The 1,443-nt window shown below is 44.5% G+C and carries 1 protein-coding gene; it reads right to left on the bottom strand.

Annotation, left to right across the window (positions count from 1 at the left end; genetic code table 11):
- Positions 1 to 8: 8 nt before the first annotated feature.
- Entirely contained in the window at positions 9 to 1,391 is a 1,383-nt protein-coding gene (gene tnpC / locus JGK14_RS00060) for an IS66 family transposase (RefSeq protein WP_293328108.1), read from the bottom strand.
- Positions 1,392 to 1,443 lie beyond the last annotated feature (52 nt).

Here is a 1,443-nt window from a genome sequence, read left to right as displayed (position 1 = left end):
GTAATTGCTCAACTAGGGGAAAAAATGGAGCCATCAGTAGAGAGAGCTTGTTGAATAGATTGATAAGCAGTTAAACCCTGACGCTTGCCAGTATTGACAACGGAACGAACGGCAGCAAACAAATCTCTGCCCCATTCCGAACGAAATCCATTAGTCACACGGCGAAATATCACACTCATCCTAATCGCCTGTTCACTACTATTATTTGTTGGTGGAATCGCCGCATCTTCCAGAAATAGAAATAAATTGTCAATTAGCCCACCATAGCGTTTTCGTAACCGGATACCATCCGGATGATGTGGCGCTAAACTCAAAATCCCGGTTAATCTTTCCTGTAAATTGTCTCGATATCGATTGAGTCTGGCATCGTCGATTTTTGATCGTCGTCGATGGATGATAAAAGCTCTTAATAATAACCTCTTCATCGCTGGGGCAAAAATTCTGTCTCCAGCATCAATCGCATATTGGCAATCCCGTAATTGATGAGCCAAACACACTTGCCATTGTGGTGCGGGATGATTTTTTTGAGCGCTAAATAAATCTGACACCCAGATATCGGGACGATGTTCTGCGAGAACTTCGTTAATTACCCCAGTCCCTCGACTCGGACGGATGACGTGTAAACAAACATCCTGGTTCTGAAACACCCACTCCCACTGATTCTGTCCGTTAACTCTCGCACTCGTTTCATCTGAACAAATTAATTTTGCCCGCCGCAACCGTTGTAGTATTTGACTTACTTGGTCGTCTAAACTGGTTTTGACTTTTGCCAACAGGTTTGCGATTGCTCCTTCGGATATCTTGAGTCCAAAGACTTCTCCAAATATAGACGATAGCCGTTCGTAACTGATGGCATGAGTGTAACGGAGATATGTAACTAAGCTTTGAATTGAACTGCCAAACGGTGAACCTGGTTCCATTCCCAATGGTACAGGTGCAACATACTTGGTTTGACAGCACGCACACTGACCACCATAACGTTCTATTCGGGTGATAATGGGGCGAATTGGGGGTAGTTCGATTTTTTCGTAGACGGATTGCAATTTTTGGGTGGCGGCGGTGACTTTCTCTCCACACTGGGGACAATTTTTGAGTTGGGCGATGATTGTTTGGTCGGGATGAGGATGTAGTTCTCTTCCCCCTCCCGCTCTTCCTAGGCTTTTTTGTCTTTTGCTCCCCTCTATTTTCGAGGGCTTAATGTTGGGCTTGAATCCTTTGGACGGTGGAGTGCTGGAATTTTTGCTCGTTTTTTTAGGAGATGGCTCTGGCTCTGATTTTGGTTCGTAGGTGGCTAATATTGCGCTGAGTTTTTGGATTTTCTCCCATAGCTCTACTATCAAGGCTTCTTTTGCCTCGTTCGATAGTTGTTTTAAGTCGGGGAGTTTTTCCATTCCTTTATCTAATGTCTATCTCGTCTTCTTGTCAAGGGGGTTGAGCAATTAC

It is taken from the genome of Microcoleus sp. PH2017_28_MFU_U_A (assembly GCF_020738035.1).
In the GTDB taxonomy this organism is placed as follows: domain Bacteria; phylum Cyanobacteriota; class Cyanobacteriia; order Cyanobacteriales; family Microcoleaceae; genus Microcoleus.
Note: the sequence above shows the minus strand (reverse complement) of the source record. Positions and strands in the feature narration are given on the sequence as shown.

Coding starts and splice junctions, on each gene's coding strand:
- tnpC (WP_293328108.1), bottom strand. CDS start 1,391: ATGGAAAAACTCCCCGACTTAAAACAACTATCGAACGAGGCAAAAGAA.